The organism is Oleisolibacter albus (genome assembly GCF_003336875.1).
In the GTDB taxonomy this organism is placed as follows: domain Bacteria; phylum Pseudomonadota; class Alphaproteobacteria; order Azospirillales; family Azospirillaceae; genus Niveispirillum; species Niveispirillum album.
Map to the genome: position 1 here is coordinate 101,069 of NZ_QGNJ01000006.1, position 17,371 is coordinate 118,439.

The window sequence follows — 17,371 nt, forward strand, 5'->3', positions numbered from 1 at the left end:
GCGCCAGCAGCACGGGCGGGCAGGCCGGCCGCGGAGAATTCATCGCGGACCCGGGCGCATCCGTGCGGGAATGATCCGCGCAGAAGGGGGCGCCGCGGCGCAATCGGTTAGCGGATTGCCGTGCCTCCTTGCGGGCGGGAAAGGGCGCCCCATGGTCACTGGGCATGAATATCCCGTCCGCGCCCCGCCGCCCCCTGACCGTCCTGTTGGCCGCTCCCCGAGGCAGTTGTGCCGGGGTCGAGCGCGCCATCGCCATTGTCGAGGAGGCGCTGCGGCGGTACGGGCCGCCGGTCTATGTCCGGCATGAGATTGTGCATAACCGCTACGTGGTCGACAGGCTGAAGCGGCAGGGTGCTGTCTTCGTCGACGAGCTGGATGCGGTGCCGGACGGTCGTCCGGTGGTGTTCTCCGCCCACGGCGTGGCAGAGACGGTGCGGCAGGAGGCGGGGCGGCGGCGTTTGCCTGTGGTCGATGCCACCTGCCCGCTGGTGGCCAAGGTCCACCGCGCCGTGGACCGCCATGTGCGCGCCGGCCGGCCGGTGGTGCTGATCGGCCATGACGGCCATGCCGAGGTGGTGGGCACGCTGGGGCAGGCCCCGCCCGGCGCCGTGCATCTGGTGGAATCCCCGGCGGATGTGGACCGGCTGACGCTGCCGGCCGACCGGACCATCGCCTATGCCACCCAGACCACGCTGGCGGTGGAAGAGACGGCGGCCGTGGTGACACGGTTGCAGCAGCGCTTTCCGCTGCTGACCGGCCCGGCCCGCGACGATATCTGCTACGCCACCAGCAACCGGCAGGCCGCGGTCAAGGCCATCGCGCCGCGGGTGGATCTGCTGCTGGTCGTCGGGGCGCCCAACAGCTCCAACAGCAACCGGCTGGTGGAGGTGGCGCGGACAACCGGGGCCGGCGATGCCCGCCTGATCGAGCGGGCACACGACCTGCCCTGGGACCGGCTGGAGACGATCGCCAGCCTGGGACTGACGGCCGGCGCGTCGGCCCCGGAGTTGCTGGTGCAGGAGGTGCTGGACGCCCTGCGGCTGCGCTTCACCCTGGATGTCCGGACCGTCCGGTTGGCCGAGGAGACGCAGAGCTTCCGCCTGCCCCGGTTCCCGCCCCTGTTCGCCGCCCCCGACCAGGCGGCCGAATAAGGCCAAGCGCAGGAGCATTTGCCCCGGATTGCGGTGGCCGCCCATAAGCTGCGAGTTCGCAGGGCGGGTGTTTGCGCTGCGATAATGCAGGGTGGTGGCGAGGGGGCGCTGGAAGTCTGGGATTTTTGTCTGCATCCGAAGCTGTGGCACGGGGTTTCGGTGACATGAGGGGGGCTTTCGGGCCGGCAGAGCACCGACTTATTATCTAAGAAAATAGATTGAAGAAGAACAATAAGACATTGAAAATCCATTATATGGAGATTGTGGATCCCCAGCCCCCGCCGCGGTCAGCCGGCCTGGGGATAGCTGCGTCCGCGCCAGCGGGCGGGTTGGCCACGGCGATGGTCCCGCAAGGCCTGAAATTGCAGCCACAGCATCAAGGCCACGCCCGCCGGGTGCAGCAGGCTCCCCGGCCAGCGCTGACGGAAGCGGAGCGTCAGCAGCAGGCGGAACAGCAGCGAGGCCCCCGCCGCCAGCGCGGCAAGCTCCAGGGCCGCGTCGGCACCGGCCAGGGTGGCGGCCGGCAGCAGCAGCCAGGGCAGCACATGCCCGCCCCCCAGCAGCAGGGTCCAGAGCGGAAGCCCCCAGGGGGTGGCCATGCCCTCGGTGGCGTTCTTGGTCAAGCCCGCCCTCACCTCCCCCCAGCCACGATACATGCGGCAGCGGGCCAGTGCGGTGGCGTCGAACAGGTCGGTACGCAGGCCGGCGCGGCGGAATGCCCGCGGCAGCATCACCCCGTCATGCAGCGAGGTGCGGATGGCACCATGCCCGCCCGCCTGCCGGTAGGCGTCGGCCCGGACCAGCATCAGCTGGCCGCAGCCGGCGGCGAAGGCCGGTGCCCGGAACAGCCGCATGCAGGCCATGGGCAGATAGCCCAGCAGCAGAACATGCATCTGCGGGATCAGCAGCTGTTCGGCCAGGGTGCCGGTGATCTGGCGGGGAAAGCCGCTGGCCAGGGCCATCCCCGGCCGGCGCAGCAGAAACACGGCGGCCCGGGCGGCCCCGTCCGCTTCCAGCCGTACATCGGCGTCCTGGAACAGCAGCAGCGGAAAGCGGGCCTGGGCGGCCAGCACGGCGCAGGCATGCTGCTTCCCGGACCAGCCCTCGGGCAGCGGCGGCGCCGCCAGCAGACGAACACGCGGGTCGAAAGCCGCCAGTTCCTCGACAATGGCGGCGGTGCGGTCACTGGACTGGTCGTCTAGCACCAGCACCTCGATGCGGAGGCCGCGGCTGGCCAGGGCGGCGCGCACGGCGTCGCCGATGCTGGATTCCTCGTTGCGGGCCGGGATCAGGATGGACAGGGCCGTGTCCGCCGGCGACAGGTCCCGGGGTGTGCGGAACAGGCAGAGATTCCACAGGCCGAGCAGCAGCGGCAGCAGCGCCAAGCCCAGACAGATCCAGCCCAGGACGGTCACCGCCGCCCCTCGCCCGCCATGGCGCCGTGTTCGGCCGCGAACGGCTCGCCCCGTCTCCAGGCCCGCAGGCGCCGCCAGACATCATAGACACCGCCGACCCCGGCCCGCCCCCGCAGCAGCCGGATGAAGGCGCCGGGATCACGGGCCTGGGCCGCCAGGGCCAGCGCGTCCAGGGTGGTCTCCAGCCGTTGTTCCAGCAGCCGGTGCAGCGCTGCCGGACTGGTCCCGTCCATCAGGGCCGTATCGATGGGGGCACCGAAGCGGCAGAGCGCCTCCGGGGTCTTCTCGCTCCAGAACGGGTATTCGATGGCCAGCGGCAGGGCGATGACACGCGGCAGCCGCACCAGCAGATGGGCGATGCCCGGTCGCAGGCACAGCGGCCGCCGCCGCGGATCGGTGAAGGCGCCCTCCCCCGTCACCCACAGCATGGTGTCCGGCCGTTCCAGCAGTTGCTGCCCGACTTTCAGGAAGGCCACGGCTCCCGCCGCGGTGCCCGGCGCCACCGGGAACAGGCCGATGCGGCGCATGAAGCCGTATTGGCGCAGCGCCTCCGCATCCATGGGGCCGAAGCTGCGGCGGCCCGGATAGAACCGCGTGGCCAGCAGGATCAGCAGGGCCGCGTCCCACCAGGACGGATGGTTGCAATAGACCAGCACCGGCACCCCGGCCGGCAGCTCGGGCAGGCCCGGGCGGGCCACGCGCACGGCATGGAAGCGGGCGGCCATCTGCCGGGCCATGACGCGGCCAAAGAACCGCACCAGGGCGGGCGAATGCAGGCGCTGCGGGTCGGGCAGCCCCTCCATCTCAGGCCACTCCCGCCCGGCGCTGGCCGCCGCGGTCCTGGTCCAGGCTGTCGGCGGCGATCCAGCCCGACATCAGCGCCATGGGCATGCCGGGACCGGGATGGGCGCTGCCGCCGGCCAGATACAGCCCGCCCACATCGCGCCGGCGGTTGCCGGGCTTGAAGGCGCCGAGGAAGCGGCCATGACTGGCCAGCCCGTAGATGGCCCCGTTCAGGACGCGGTAGCGGTCATGGATGTCCTGGGGCGTCAGCACGCGTTCGACGCGGATGCGGTCCTCCAGATCGGTCAGCCCGGCCGTGCGCTTCAGCTTGTCGAACACCACCCGGCGATAGGCCGGCAGCATGGCCGCCCAGTCATGGTGCGGGCGCAGCCAGGGCGTATGCACCAGCACATACAGCGCCTCGCCGCCCGGCGGGGCCACGCCCGGTTCCGTGCGGGCCGGGGCCGCCAGATAGCAGCTGGGGTCCGGGGCCGGTTCGCCCTTGTGATAGATCCAGTCGAACTCCTCCTCGGCATCGCGGGAGAAGACGAAATCATGGTGGGCCAGATGGTCATAGGCCCGGTCGAGGCCGAGATAGAAGACCACGCCGGAGCAGGCCGGCTCCACCGCCCGCCTGCCGCCCACGGCATCCGCATGGGCGCCGCCCAGCAGGTCGCGGTAGGTGCGGACGCTGTCCATGTTGGAGACCACGGCCGACAGGGCGATGGCCTCCCCCCGCTCGGTTTCCACGCCGACCACATGGCCGTTGCGCTCGACGATGCGGCGGATGCCGCAGCCGGTGCGGATCTCCACGCCCAGATCGCGGGCCAGATGGTCCAGCGCCGCCGGCACGGCGCGGGTGCCGCCCCTGGGATACCAGACGCCGTCCTGCGTCTGCATATGGGCGATGGCGCAGAGCACGGCCGGGGCGCTGAACGGGCTGGAGCCCACATACTGCACGAAATGGTCCAGCATCTGCGCCACCCGCTTTTCCGGCACATGGGTGCGCACGGTGCCGGCCACGGTGTGGCCCATGCGCAGGGCCATGACATCCGACAGCGTCTTCAGGTCCAGGCTCTGGCGCAGATTCAGCGTGTCGCCAAGATCCTCCACCGATTTCCAGAAGAAGAAGCGGTCGGAGATGCTGTGCAGCCGCTCCGACAGGGCCAGGAAGCGGGCATAGCCATCCCCGCTTCCGGGGGCGAAGCGGTCGAGTGTGGCGGCCATGGCCTGCGGGTTCTCCTGCAGGTCCAGCACGCTGCCGTCATCGAAGAAGCAGCGCCATTGCGGATCCAGCCGGACCAGATCCAGGGCCGCATCCAGGTCGCGTCCCGCTTCGGCGAAGATGCGCCGCAGCACCCGCGGCACCGTCAGGATGGTCGGCCCCATGTCGAAACGGTATCCGGCCTCCTCCAGCAGGGCCGCCTTGCCGCCGACCCAGCCATTGGCCTCGAACAGCACCACCCGGTGGCCGCGGGCCGCCAGGGTGCAGGCGGCGGCCAGCCCGCCCAGACCACCGCCGATGATGCCGATGCGGTCGTCCGCACCGGAAGGGGAATTGCCTGCCACGATCGGATGCCTCCTGCCCTGCGCCATGTGCCGCCTGCCGCATCAACAGCGGCGGCGGCCGTTCGGCTGTTGCCTATTCCGCCGCCTGTTGCTCCGCCTCGACCTCGGCGCCGAAGCGGGGTTCGGCCAAGGCGGGGAAGCGCAGGCCGAGATCATCCGCCGCCAGCCGGGCGGTGATGCGGGCACCCTCGAAGATCACCGGCAGGCCGCTGCCGGGATGGGTGCCGCCCCCCACCAGATAGACGCCGTCCACATCCTCGAACCTGTTGTGCGGCCGCCGGTGCAGCATCTGGTCCAGCCCGTGCGCCAGGTTGAAGGTGGCACCGCGGAAGACGGCGAGGTCGTCGGCCCAGCCCCGAGGAGTCATGATCTGCTCGAAGCGGATGCGGCGCTCCAGGTCGCCAAGGCCCAGCAGCCGCAGCCGGTCCAGCGCCAGGGCGCGGAAGCGCGCCGTCTCCCGCGGCCAGTCGATGCCGCCGGCCAGATTGCCCACGGGCAGCAGCACATAGAGCGTGCTGTGGCCCGGCGGGGCCAGGGTGGGATCGGTGATGCCGGCATTCTGCACATAGAGCGACGGCGCCGACGGCGGCGCCCGGCCCTGCTCGATCTCGTCCAGATTGCGGGCATAGTCGCGGGCCAGCAGGATGGTGTGGTGGTCCAGGTCCACCCGCCCCTCGATGCCGAGATAGAGCATGAAGGTGGAGCAGGAGAAGGATTTGCCGTCGATGCGCTCATCCCGCCAGCGGCGGCGCAGATGGTTCGGCACCAGCCGGCGCATGGACTGGGCGAAATCGGCATTGATGATTACGGCATCGGCAGCATAGTGCCCGGCGGCTGTGCGCACGGCCGTGGCTCGGCGGCCGGTGAACAGCACCTCTTCCACCGGCTCGTTCAGTCGGATGCGCACCCCCAGGTCCCGCGCCACCCGGGCCATGGCGTCGAGCACGGCGGAGCAGCCGCCGCCGGGGTGCCAGACACCATGCTCATGCTCCAGGAAAGACAGGATGGTGAACAGGCTGGGACAGCGGAAGGGCGACATGCCCAGATATTTGCTCTGGAAGCTGAAGGCCAGGCGGATGCGCGGGTCCTGGAAATGCCGGGCCAGATCGCGGTCGACACTGGCCCAGGGCCGCAGCTGCGCCAGCGCCCGCAACACCGGCGGCGACAGCAGGTCGCGCAGGCCGTTGAAGGGGCGTTCCAGCACCGGGCGGAAGCTGGCCAGCTTGCCCCGGTTGTCGGCCAGGTACTGGGGGAGATTGCCGGCATCCGCCGGCGCCAGCCGGGCGATTTCCGCCGCCAGCCGCTGCGGATCGGCCCAGACCCGCAGATCCTGATCATCTTCGAAGACCAGACGGTACAGCGGGTCGAGGCGCGTGAGGGTGACATGGCGGTGCAGGTCGCTGCCGCAGGCCTGGAAAATCTCTTCGATGATGCGGGGATAGAGGAAGAAGGTAGGGCCGAGGTCGAAGCGGAAACCCTGCTGCTCGATCCGGCCGGTCCGCCCCCCGATCCGGTCGCGGCGTTCCAGCAGCGTCACGTCGGCGCCGCTACGGGCCAGCAGCATGGCTGCGGCCAGCCCGCCGGGTCCGGCCCCGACCACCACCGCCCGGCGTCCTTCCCCACGCTGCCGTCTGTCGGTCCGCCGGTCCGGGGACCGGTAGTCCGGAGCCGGGGGGGCCGGGGTCTGCTGCCCGTCCGGTTGATGCCGCTCAGGCCACTCGCGCGCCATCTCCACCGATCCTGCTGTTCCATGCGGTTCCGACAGGGAGCTTGGGCCGGTTCGGGCGGCCACCATCCCCCGAACAGTCGGGGTGACGGGCGCGACAGGGGACGGTATAGCGGGATCAGGGTACCCCCGGCAGGGCCGGAGGCTGGGGTTCTTGACCAGTGTCGGTTTCGAGGTGTCGGGGTTGGTTAGTCGCTGTGGACAGAGAACAGACATCATCGCCTACGCGTAGGCGATGATGTCGCTTTTTCCGATCAATGAAATCCCTGACACCCACCCTGAATCCACAAAGCCTCCAGCATCAAGGAGTATTCTTAACGGCGGACCACGCTGTAGGGAACCTGCCGCCGTTCACGACCATCCACCATCAACCGCCGCCCCACCGGCGGGAAGGCGCGGTGGCGACAATCTTCACGGTCGCAGATACGGCAGCTGGAGCCGATGGGCACTGCTGTGTTCATGTCCTTGAGGTCGAGGCCGGCGGCATAGACCAGCTGGTCGGCATAGCTGATCTCACAGCCCAGCCCGACGGCGGCCTCCCGCGGGCGGGACAGGTACCCTCCCCCGCTGGCGGTGATTGTGCGGGCGATGCAGAGATAGGTGACACCGTCCGGCGTCTGGGCCAGCTGCACCAGGATGCGTCCCGGCTGAGCGAAGGCCTGATGCACGTTCCACAACGGGCAGGCTCCGCCGAAACGGGCGAACTGGAAACGGGTGGCACTGCTGCGCTTCGACATGTTCCCGGCCATGTCGACCTTGACGAAATAGAAGGGCACACCCGGCAGGCCCGGCCGTTGCATGGTACTGAGCCGGTGGCAGACCTGCTCGAAACTGGTGTGGAACTGCGATTGCAGTTGTTCGATGTCGTAACGCAGGCGCTTGGCCTCGGCCAGGAACAGGCGATAGGGCAGGATCAGGGCGCCGGCGAAGTAATTGGCCAGCCCCCGCCGCAGCAGGGCCCGCGCCTCGGCGCTGCCAAGTCCCGACCGCTCCACCTCGCGGGCAATGGCCTCACCCTGGTCGAGCAGGGCGATCTGATGGGCCAGATAGAAGGCCCGGCTTTCCCGTGGGGCCGTGTCGGCCACAGAGAGCATGCCCATGGCCGCATCGAAGCGCCACAGCACGCCCTGCTGGGCCAGGGTCCCTTCCGTCTCCACCGTGACGCCATGGCGGGCCTGAAGATAGCGCGTGAGATCCTCCAGCATGCCGGCCGGTGAGAAACGCTCACGCGTGAACAGCATTTCTGCTGCAATATCAAGCTGTTCGAAGTGGTTTCTTCTATCTTGAAAGAAATCCCGCACCTCATCATAGGGAAACTGGGCCGCCTCCCCGGTTCCAGGCCCCGTGCCCAGATCGCCCACCGCCTCGCGCAGGCCACGATACTCTTCATCCAGCGCCTGATAAGCACGGTACAGAGCCATGAAATGACTGGCCATCATGGGCGAGGCCCGCACCATGTCGCGGATGGCGGCGGCGGATGTTCCGGCTTCGGCGAACAGCGGATCGCCCAGCACCTCGCGCAGCTCGGTGGCCAGACGCAGATCCTGCTCATCGGCGAAATGGGTTGGCTCAACACCGAAATAGCTCGATAGACGGATGACGGCAGCGGCGCTCAACGGGCGCTGGTTGTTCTCAATCTGATTGAGATAGCTGGATGACAGGGCGATGGCCTGGGCCAGCGCCGCCTGACTCAACCCCTGGGCTTCGCGCAGACGGCGAACCCGTTCCCCGGCATAGATCTTTCCGCTCATCGGTGCCGCTCCGCGTCAGCAGACGGTGCTTTGTCATCATAGCACAATTTGCAAAATTCGCCGATTTGCAGGCGAAGTGTTGCAAGCCTTCACATGCTTAGAGGTTGCCAGGAGAAGCGGCTATTTGCAAACATTGCAGACCGGCCAACGATGTGCAGACGCCATCGTTTCCCACGGACCGGAAAACAAGCTTGAGTGGAGGAACGCCCGTGACCGCTGCCGTGATCGCCAAACTGGAGCAGATGCGCGCCGCTGCCCGCCTGGGTGGAGGAGACAAGCGGATCGCGGCGCAGCACGGCAAGGGCAAGCTGACGGCGCGCGAACGCATCGAGGTCCTGCTGGACGACGGCTCGTTCGAGGAATGGGACATGTTCGTGGAGCACCGCTGCGCGGACTTCGGCATGGGCGAACAGACCGTGCCCGGTGACGGTGTCGTCACCGGGCACGGTACCATCAACGGCCGGCTGGTCTTCGTCTTCAGCCAGGACTTCACGGTGTTCGGCGGGTCCCTGTCCGAGGCCCATGCCGAGAAGATCTGCAAGATCATGGATCAGGCCATGAAGGTCGGGGCGCCGGTCATCGGGCTGAACGACAGCGGCGGCGCCCGCATCCAGGAGGGCGTGGCCAGCCTGGGCGGCTATGCTGAGGTGTTCCAGCGCAATGTGCTGGCTTCGGGCGTGGTGCCGCAGATCAGCCTGATCATGGGTCCCTGCGCCGGCGGCGCGGTCTACAGCCCGGCCATGACCGACTTCATCTTCATGGTGAAGGACAGCTCCTACATGTTCGTCACCGGCCCCGACGTGGTGAAGACGGTGACGCATGAGGTGGTGACGGCGGAGGAACTGGGCGGCGCCGTGACCCACACCCACAAGTCGGGCGTGGCCGATCTGGCGCTGGAGAACGATATCGAGGCTCTGCTGCGCACGCGGCAATTCTTCGACTATCTGCCGCTGTCCAACCGGCAGTCGCCGCCGGTCCGCCCCTCCCCCGACCCGGCCGACCGCCAGGATTTCAGCCTGGACACGCTGGTACCGGCCAATCCCAACAAGCCCTACGACATGAAGGAACTGATCCTGAAGGTCGTGGACGAGGGCGAGTTCTTCGAGCTGCAGCCGGACTACGCCAAGAACATTATCACCGGCTTCGGCCGCATGCAGGGCTCCACCGTGGGCTTCGTCGCCAACCAGCCCATGGTGCTGGCGGGCTGCCTGGACATCCAGAGCGCGATCAAGGCGGCGCGCTTCGTGCGCTTCTGCGACGCCTTCAACATCCCCATCGTCACCTTCGTCGACGTGCCGGGCTTCCTGCCGGGCACGGCACAGGAATATGGCGGCATCATCAAGCACGGGGCCAAGCTGCTGTTCGCCTATGCCGAGGCCACGGTGCCCAAGGTCACCGTCATCACCCGCAAGGCCTATGGCGGTGCCTATGACGTCATGGCGTCGAAGCATCTGCGCGGCGACCTCAACTATGCCTGGCCCTCGGCGGAGATCGCCGTCATGGGGCCAAAGGGCGCGGTGGAGATCATCTTCCGCCAGGATCTGGGCGACCCGGCCAAGATCGACGCCCGTACCGAGGAATACCGGCAGAAGTTCGCCAATCCTTTCATCGCGGCCCATCGCGGCTTCATCGACGATGTCATCATGCCCCACGGCACGCGCCGCAGGCTGTGCCGGGCGCTGGCCATGCTGAAGACCAAGTCGCTCGAGAACCCCTGGAAGAAGCACGACAATCTTCCGCTCTGACCGGCGGGCGCGCCGGCCTTTGCGGCCATCTGTTCCGCCTGAAGAAGAAGAAGGCCGCCGGACCGCGGCACCGGGATGAGAGGACCCAAGTCGATGTTTTCCAAGATCCTGATTGCGAACCGTGGCGAGATCGCGTGCCGGGTGATCAAGACCGCCCGGCGCCTGGGCATCCGCACGGTGGCGGTCTATTCCGAGGCGGATGCCGGGGCGCTGCATGTGGAGATGGCGGACGAGGCCGTCTGCATCGGCCCGGCCCCTAGCGCCCAGAGCTATCTGCAAGCCGACCGCATCATCGAAGCCTGCCTGAAGACCGGCGCCCAGGCGGTGCATCCCGGCTACGGCTTCCTGTCGGAGAAGGCGTCCTTCTGCGAGAAGTTGAAGGCAGCGGGCATCAGCTTCATCGGCCCCGACGTCCACGCCATCGGCGCCATGGGCGACAAGATCGAGTCGAAGAAGCTGGCCAAGGCGGCCGGCGTGTCCACAGTTCCGGGCTATCTCGGCGTCATCCGGGATGATGAGGAGGCGGTACGCATCGCCCGCGACATCGGCTATCCCGTGATGATCAAGGCTTCGGCCGGCGGCGGCGGCAAGGGCATGCGCGTGGCCTGGGACGATGCCCAGGTGCGCGATGGCTTCCGCAGCGCCAGCAACGAGGCGCGCTCCAGCTTCGCCGACGACCGCGTGTTCATCGAGAAGTACATCACCGAGCCGCGGCATATCGAGATCCAGGTTCTGGCCGACGGCCACGGCAATGCCCTGTATCTGGGCGAGCGTGAATGCTCGATCCAGCGCCGACACCAGAAGGTCATTGAGGAGGCGCCCAGCCCCTTCCTCGACGAACACACCCGCCGCGCCATGGGCGAACAGGCCGTGGCCCTGGCCAAGGCGGTGCAGTACCGCAGCGCCGGCACGGTGGAATTCATCGTCGACAAGGATCGGAACTTCTACTTCCTGGAGATGAACACCCGTCTGCAGGTGGAACATCCGGTGACGGAAATGATCACCGGACTGGATCTGGTGGAACTGATGATCCGGGGGGCCGCCGGCGAGGCGCTGCCGATCCGTCAGGCTGATGTGAAGCTGAACGGCTGGGCGCTGGAAGCCCGCATCTATGCCGAAGAGCCGACCCGCGGCTTCCTGCCCAGCATTGGTCGTGTGACCCGCTACCGCCCGCCGGCCGAGGGCCGCCGTCCGGACGGCACCATCGTCCGCGTCGATACCGGCGTGGTCGAGGGCGGCGAGATCAGCATGTTCTACGACCCCATGATCGCCAAGCTGATCACCTGGGGCCCTGAGCGCGCCAGCGCCACCCGTGCCATGGGTGCCGCCCTCGATGCCTTCGAGATCCGCGGCGTCGGCCACAACATCGCCTTCCTGGCGGCGCTGATGGAGAAGGAGCGTTTCCGCGACGGCCGGCTGACCACCAATTTCATCGCCGAGGAATTCCCCGACGGCTTCCACGGACTGACACCGACGGAATCCGTGCGCCAGCGGCTGCTGGCCGTGGCGCTGGTGGCGCAGCGGCGCGCGGCGGAGCGCGACGGCATGGTGTCCGGCCAGATGGCCTTCCGCCAGCCCTCCAGCGAGGCCCTGGTGGCGCGGCTTGACCGGGTCAACCACCCGGCAGTGGTCCATTGGGACGGCAACGGCTGGGCCGTTGAACTGGACGGCCGGCATCTGGATGTGCGCAGTGACTGGGAATTGGGCCGGACACTGTGGACGGGCAGCGTCGGCGGCGTGCCGCTGGCGGTGCAGATCGAACGGCGCGGCACCGGCTGGGTGCTGATCCATGCCGGTGCAACCCTGGTCGTGCAGGTGCTGACGCCGCGGGCGGCGGAACTGGCCGACCTGATGCCGGTGAAACAGCCGCCCGATCTGTCAAAATTCCTGCTGAGCCCGATGCCGGGCCTGCTGGTGTCGGTGTCGGTCGCCCCCGGCGACACGGTGGAGGCGGGCCAGGAACTGGCCGTGGTGGAGGCGATGAAGATGGAGAACATCCTGCGCGCCGATTCCGGCGGCACCGTCAAGGCCGTGCGGGCCGAGAAGGGCGCCTCGCTGGCCGTCGATCAGATCATCATCGAGTTCGCCTGATGCTGGGGACGCTCGATCATCAGGGTACCGAGGTCCGGCCCCCCCGCCGCCCCCTGCGCGGCACGGCGCGGGAGGTGGTGGCCGACTGCCTGCTGGCCGGGGACAGTGCCGCCACGGCCGCGGCCCGCGCCGGCGTTTCGCTGGGCTTCGTCTATGCCGTGCGCCGCGGCCTGGCCGAGGCCGGCCGCCTGCCCGAAGTCAATCTGCGCATCAAGAGTCCGGTCTGGAGCGAAGAGGATTGCCGGCGGCTGCTGGATCTGGTCCGGGCCGGCCTGTCCCAGGCCGAGATCGCCGACCGTCTGGGCCGCACCCGCGCCGCCGTGGATATCCGGCTGCGCCGGCTGGCGGTGCAGGCCGGCCAGTTCCGCCCGGCCCGTCCAGCGTCCATCCAGGGACGCTGGCAGCCGGAGGAGGACCGGCTGCTGCGCGACGCCGCAGCCGAGGGCGGGTTCGAGGCGGCGCGCGCCGCCCTGCCCCACCGCAGTGCCGATGCCGTGCGTACCCGTCTGGGCATGCTGGGCCTGTCCACCGGCACGCGGCGGAAAGAGGCGACGTCGCTCCCGCGCAGCCGGCGACGCCAGGGCTGGACGCCGGCGGAAGTGCGCCTGCTGGCCAGCCTGTGCCGCGACGCCGGCTCGTGGGAAGCCGTTGGGCTGCGGCTGGGCCGCACGCGGCACAGCGTCAAGAGTCTGGCCTGGCGCTTTGGCATCCGGCTGGGCGAAGGGCTGGTGCGGCGCAATCCCGGCACGCCCGATCTGGTCTGGGCCAACAGCTTGCCCCTGACCGCTACCGAGGCCCGCGCCTTCCTGATGCGGCGCGACTACAGCGTGACCGCGGTCCGCGACGGTGTCTGGCTGGTGGACGGACGCCGCAGGCTGGATGATGATGCCCTGCTGTCCTTGGCCCAGGCCCGGGCTTTCCTGTTGATGTCCACGGGGAGCAACGCCGGCGTTGTCCCCGCCCGCAGCTTCAAGACGGACGCCGAACCATGACCGACTTTGCCAAGAAGACGCTGGCCGACTGGGAAGCGCTCGCCCGCAAGGATGTCGGCGCCGACGCCCGGCTGGAGGATCTGACCCGCACCACGGCGGAAGGCCTGTCGGTCAAGCCGCTCTACACCGCCGAAGACCTGGAAGGCCTGGAAACCACCGGCACCCTGCCGGGTTTTGCACCCTTCACCCGTGGCCCCCGCGCTACCATGTACGCGGTGAAGCCCTGGACCATCCGCCAGTATGCCGGTTTCTCCACGGCGGAGGAGAGCAACCGCTTCTATCGCGCCAACCTCGCCGCCGGCCAGATGGGCCTGTCGGTGGCCTTCGATCTGGCCACCCATCGCGGCTATGACAGCGACCATCCCCGCGTGGTGGGCGATGTCGGCAAGGCCGGCGTGGCGATTGACTCGGTGGAGGATATGAAAATCCTGTTCGACGGCATCCCGCTGGATAAGATGTCCGTCTCCATGACCATGAACGGGGCCGTGCTGCCCATCCTGGCCATGTATATCGTGGCCGGTGAGGAACAGGGTGTGCCGACGGAAAAGCTCTCCGGCACCATTCAGAATGACATTCTGAAGGAGTTCATGGTCCGCAACACCTATATCTATCCGCCCGAACCCAGTATGCGGATCATCGCCGATATTATCGAATACACGGCGAACCACATGCCCAAGTTCAACTCCATCTCCATTTCCGGCTATCACATGCAGGAAGCCGGGGCCACGGCGGTGCAGGAACTGGCCTTCACCCTGGCCGATGGGCTGGAATATGTCCGCGCCGCCCTGGCCAAGGGCCTGAACGTGGACAAGTTCGCCCCGCGCCTGTCCTTCTTCTTCGCCATCGGCATGGATTTCTTCATGGAGGTGGCGAAGCTGCGTGCGGCCCGCCTGCTCTGGGCCAAGCTGATGGACAAGCATTTCCAGCCCAAGGACGCCCGCTCGCTGGCGCTGCGCACCCATTGCCAGACCTCGGGCGTGTCGCTCACCGAGCAAGACCCCTACAACAACGTCATCCGCACGACGATCGAGGCGATGGCCGCCATCATGGGCGGCACCCAGTCCCTGCACACCAACAGCTTTGACGAGGCTTTGGGCCTGCCTACGCCGTTTTCCGCCCGCATCGCCCGCAACACCCAGTTGATCATCGCGGAAGAAACCCGCATCCCCCATGTGGTGGACCCGCTGGGTGGCTCCTACTATGTCGAGCATCTGACGGCGTCGCTGGCCGAAGCGGCAGAAAAGCTGATTACCCAAGTGGAGGAAATGGGCGGCATGACCAAGGCCGTGGAAAGCGGCCTGCCCAAGCTGATGATCGAGGAAGCCGCCGCCCGCCGTCAGGCCCGCATCGACCGGGGCGAGGAAGTCATTGTCGGCGTCAATAAGTACCGCCCGCAGAACCCGGAAAAGGTCGATGTGCTGGACATCGACAACACCGCCGTGCGCGAAGCCCAGGTCGCCCTGCTGCACCGCATCCGCGCCACCCGCGACGAGGCCAAGGTCCGCGAAACCCTGGCAGCCCTGACCCAGGCCGCCGCCGACAAATCCGGCAACCTGCTGGCCCTGGCCGTGGACGCCGCCCGCGCCCGCGCCACCGTGGGGGAGATTTCCGACGCCATGGAAGAGGTTTTCACCCGTCACCGCGCCGTCATCCGCTCCGTCTCCGGCGTCTATGGCGCGGCCTATGAGGGCGATGCCGGCTTCCAGCAGATCCAGAAGGACGTGGCCGCCTTTGCCGAGACCGAAGGCCGCCGCCCCCGCATGCTGGTGGTGAAGATGGGCCAGGACGGCCATGACCGCGGCGCCAAGGTCATCGCCACCGCCTTCGCCGATATCGGCTTCGACGTGGATGTCGGCGCCCTGTTCCAGACCCCGGATGAGGCGGCGCGACAGGCCATTGAAAACGACGTGCATGTCATCGGCGTCTCCAGTCTGGCCGCCGGCCACAAGACCCTGGTGCCGCAACTGGTCCAGGCCCTGCGCGAGCAGGGCGCCGGCGATATCCTGGTGGTCTGCGGCGGCGTCATCCCGCCCCAGGATTACGACTTCCTGCTGAAGGCCGGGGCCTCGGCGATCTACGGTCCGGGCACCAACATCCCCAAGGCAGCGGCCGAAATCCTGGCCCTGCTGGAGAAGCAGCGGCTGGCCGCCTGATCCGAAGCGGCCTGTCGGCGGTCATTGGGGCCGGTCATGGTTGCAGATCCCGGCGGTGGGGCACGCCGCCCGGAGACGGGCGTGCATCAGCGCACGCCCACATCGGGAGCGCCGTAGGGGCTGTGCCGTGGCCGGGTGACACCATATTCGATCTCAAGCATCAACCGGGGCTGGGTGGTCACAAGGGTGCCGCGGTGCAGTCCGAACGGGTCCTCGGCAAAGCCGAAGCCGGCGGGTCCCGTGAGGGTCAGAATGTCGGCGGGGGAATAGGCGGCATGAACCGCAGCCTCCGCCTGCCCCTTGAACAGGGAAACCTGCCAGCGCAGCGGGCGATTGCGATGGCTGCCGCGGATGAACTGATGCGGGCCGGCCCCCAGGCCGGTCTCGTTGATATAAAAGAACACTTTCAGCGCCCGCCAGTCGTCGAGATCGAAATGGAACATCTGGGCGAAGCCGTTGCGACGGATTTCCGGCTGGTGGGTGCTGACAAAGCTCCACCACAGCCTGACCCGCCGCAGATTCGGCGTGTTGACCGACAGGTAGGACGCGGCCAGGTTCCGCAACGCCGGATCGGCAGCGAGGCTGCGGATTTCCGGGGAAGACCCGACCTGATGCAGATAGTCCCCGATGACATAGGGTTGAGCCGGTCGGCAGAACTCCGGCGCGGTCACGTCGTGGATCGGCTGGTCCGGCTTGCCATCGCCGAAACAGGGGGTCTGGAGCGCAAAGGTCCGGATCGCGGCGACCCTGTCCTCCGGCAGCCGCAGGCCGGTGATGATCCCATCCCGGACCAGAGTCGCCGCGGCTTCGCCGGGCACGAGCGCGGGAAAGGCCGTTCTGGCCGGCCCCCGGCCGGCGGTGGGCCGCAACGGTCGGGCCAGTCCCAGCCAGCGGCGATGCAGATGCCGGACAGCGACCAGCCGCCCGACCAGGAACAGGGGAATCCAACCCGGCTCCCGGACGGCCCGGCGGAGATGGGCGCCGGCACGGCGGCGCAGCCGTAACAGCATCCCCCTGCTGCCGGCGGCCGGTCCCGCTCCGATTTCGACTGCTGCCGCACCATCCGGCCCCATCCGCCTCACCTCGCAATCTGGCACCGGCGCCATAACGACCGGCAACCCAAGGTGACGTGGTTTCTACGTCTGGCGGTGATCCTCATTTGAGGTAGGGGCTACGACCTTGGCACGATAGGCAGAGCAAACCGCCCGCAGCGCCGCTGCCCTTATCCCGCCCCCAAGATGGAAACGAAAGGAAAGCCTGTGTCCGCCATATGGAAACAAAAAAGGCCGCACGAGGCGGCCTTTGGAGTCTAGGGAGGAAACGCCCGAAGGCGTCTGTCCATGAGGACAAGGCTGATGCTGCAACCGCGAAGGACACAAGTCAAGGTCAGCAATGTCGCGCCCCCTGCGGCGGTGACGCGGGTCGGCTGGCCCGCCGCTCCCGCCGGATACTGACGTAGACAAGGCCGGATATCCTGTATTTGCAAGAGATTAAGCTCATTCCCGCGGCGCTTGCATCCGCCGCGAAGAGGAGGGAGCGGTGTGGGCTTCTGCGTCAATCTGCCCCTTCCTTCCCTACAGACGCGCGGGCGGAAACAGCCCATATGTATAGACAGGAACGGCCCGTCCCTCAGCACAAAGCTCCGGGAGCAGAGACCGCTTCAGTGGCCGAGACCATCGGCCCGGATTGGAGGAAATCATGCTGCCCCATGTGCGTGAATCATCTCACACGCTGCCGCTGCCCCGTACCCAACCGCTGCGTGACCGCTTTACCCACGCCCTGTTCAACGGCACCGGCATGTTCGACACGGTCGGCACCCCGGCGGTCGCCCTGTTCTTCACCGTTTGTCTGATTGCGATGGTGTGATCGGGCGATCCGGTTTCCCGTCGGGAGCCATGTCCTGATCGCTGCTTCCACCCTGGGTCACCGCCCCGCTGCTGTTGGTAACGTCCGGTGATCCGCGCCGGTCCTGGGACAGGGCCGCTTCGACCTTGT

12 protein-coding genes are annotated in these 17,371 nt (G+C 68.0%); 6 read left to right on the top strand and 6 right to left on the bottom strand.

Going from position 1 to position 17,371, the window contains the following annotated elements; translation table 11 throughout:
• Positions 1-164 precede the first annotated feature (164 nt).
• Entirely contained in the window at positions 165-1,151 is a 987-nt protein-coding gene (ispH, locus tag DK368_RS10185) for a 4-hydroxy-3-methylbut-2-enyl diphosphate reductase (protein WP_114393844.1), read from the top strand.
• Between the two features lie 287 nt (positions 1,152-1,438).
• Here ispH and DK368_RS10190 read toward each other — a convergent pair whose 3' ends face one another.
• The 5 genes from DK368_RS10190 to DK368_RS10210 form a co-directional block, all read right to left on the bottom strand.
• Complete coding sequence (locus DK368_RS10190) at positions 1,439-2,566, bottom strand: glycosyltransferase family 2 protein (RefSeq protein WP_114393845.1); 1,128 nt, start codon at positions 2,564-2,566, stop codon at positions 1,439-1,441.
• Positions 2,563-3,369 carry a lysophospholipid acyltransferase family protein gene (locus DK368_RS10195; RefSeq protein ID WP_114393846.1) on the bottom strand — a complete coding sequence of 269 codons (807 nt, stop codon included), beginning with the start codon at positions 3,367-3,369 and terminating at the stop codon, positions 2,563-2,565. The genes DK368_RS10190 and DK368_RS10195 overlap by 4 nt, the downstream gene beginning before the upstream one ends.
• Position 3,370: 1 nt before the next feature.
• Positions 3,371-4,918, bottom strand: coding sequence for a phytoene desaturase family protein (locus tag DK368_RS10200; protein ID WP_240002429.1), 1,548 nt, complete (start codon positions 4,916-4,918; stop codon positions 3,371-3,373).
• A gap of 73 nt (positions 4,919-4,991) precedes the next feature.
• Complete coding sequence (gene crtI, locus DK368_RS10205; protein WP_114393848.1) at positions 4,992-6,647, bottom strand: phytoene desaturase family protein; 1,656 nt, start codon at positions 6,645-6,647, stop codon at positions 4,992-4,994.
• Positions 6,648-6,958: 311 nt separating this feature from the next.
• Entirely contained in the window at positions 6,959-8,395 is a 1,437-nt protein-coding gene (locus DK368_RS10210) for a helix-turn-helix domain-containing protein (RefSeq protein ID WP_114393849.1), read from the bottom strand.
• Positions 8,396-8,637: 242 nt separating this feature from the next.
• Here DK368_RS10210 and DK368_RS10215 point away from each other — a divergent pair, with 242 nt between their 5' ends.
• From DK368_RS10215 to scpA, 4 genes are all read left to right on the top strand, one after another.
• On the top strand, positions 8,638-10,140 hold the full coding sequence (locus DK368_RS10215; RefSeq protein WP_114393983.1) for an acyl-CoA carboxylase subunit beta: 1,503 nt from the start codon (positions 8,638-8,640) through the stop codon (positions 10,138-10,140).
• A 93-nt stretch (positions 10,141-10,233) separates the two neighbouring features.
• Positions 10,234-12,231, top strand: coding sequence for an acetyl-CoA carboxylase biotin carboxylase subunit (locus tag DK368_RS10220; RefSeq protein WP_114393850.1), 1,998 nt, complete (start codon positions 10,234-10,236; stop codon positions 12,229-12,231).
• A complete protein-coding gene (locus tag DK368_RS10225) occupies positions 12,231-13,223 on the top strand; it encodes a hypothetical protein (protein ID WP_114393851.1) in 993 nt (330 codons plus the stop codon). Before DK368_RS10220 ends, DK368_RS10225 begins: the two co-directional genes overlap by 1 nt.
• The gene (gene scpA, locus DK368_RS10230; protein WP_114393852.1) at positions 13,220-15,376 is read left to right on the top strand and encodes a methylmalonyl-CoA mutase; all 2,157 of its coding nucleotides are present in this window, start codon (positions 13,220-13,222) and stop codon (positions 15,374-15,376) included. Before DK368_RS10225 ends, scpA begins: the two co-directional genes overlap by 4 nt.
• 86 nt (positions 15,377-15,462) lie before the next feature.
• Here the strand turns inward: scpA and DK368_RS10235 are convergent, their stop codons facing one another.
• Positions 15,463-16,386, bottom strand: coding sequence for a phytanoyl-CoA dioxygenase family protein (locus tag DK368_RS10235; RefSeq protein WP_114393853.1), 924 nt, complete (start codon positions 16,384-16,386; stop codon positions 15,463-15,465).
• 688 nt (positions 16,387-17,074) lie between these two features.
• Between DK368_RS10235 and DK368_RS21360 the strand changes: the two genes are divergently transcribed.
• Entirely contained in the window at positions 17,075-17,242 is a 168-nt protein-coding gene (locus DK368_RS21360) for a hypothetical protein (protein ID WP_155524540.1), read from the top strand.
• The last annotated feature ends 129 nt before the right edge of the window (positions 17,243-17,371 follow it).